Raw genomic sequence first — 687 nt, 5'->3', positions numbered from 1 at the left:
TCAGTCGTACAATCCCGTTTGGGAGAAGAGCATCCCGATGTCGCCGCCAGTTACAGCGACTTGGCAGGACTCTACGATTCCCTAGGACGGTACACTGAAGCTGAACCACTTTTCATCAAAGCATTGGAACTAAGGCAACGCCTGCTAGGAGAAGAGCATCCCTCTGTCGCCACCAGTTACAACAACTTGGCAGCACTCTACAAATCCCAAGGACGGTACACTGAAGCTGAACCACTCTACAAGAAAGCATTGCAACTAAGCTAACGCCTGCTGGGAGATGAGCACCCCTCTGTCGCCACCAGTTACAACAACTTGGCAGAACTCTACCGCTCCCAAGGACGGTACACTGAAGCAGAACCTCTCTACATCAAAGCATTGGAACTGTTGCAACGCCTGCTGGGAGATGAGCACCCCTCTGTCGCCACCAGTTACAACAACTTGGCAGCACTCTACAATTCCCAAGGACGCTACACTGAAGCTGAACCACTCTACATCAAAGCTTTGAAAATTGCTGAACGCAGCTTAGGAGTCAATCATCCCAACACAATCACTTTCCGTAAAAATTTGCAATTCTTACGCGATCATCGCCAGTCTAATAACAGTGAACAGTGAGCAGTGAACAGTGAACAGTGAACTGATAACTAATAGCGGTACTAGTTCCTCGCCAAAAATTCTTGAACAGTCAGA

Annotated in this window: 1 pseudogene; it reads left to right on the top strand. The window is 48.5% G+C overall.

Annotated features, from left to right (window positions below):
- Nucleotides 1-612: pseudogene (locus AC5590_RS06970) on the top strand (tetratricopeptide repeat protein); the annotation flags it as partial.
- Nucleotides 613-687 lie beyond the last annotated feature (75 nt).

The organism is Brasilonema octagenarum UFV-OR1, assembly GCF_963888615.1.
GTDB lineage: Bacteria > Cyanobacteriota > Cyanobacteriia > Cyanobacteriales > Nostocaceae > Brasilonema > Brasilonema sennae.
This window is presented reverse-complemented; position numbering and strand designations above follow the sequence as displayed.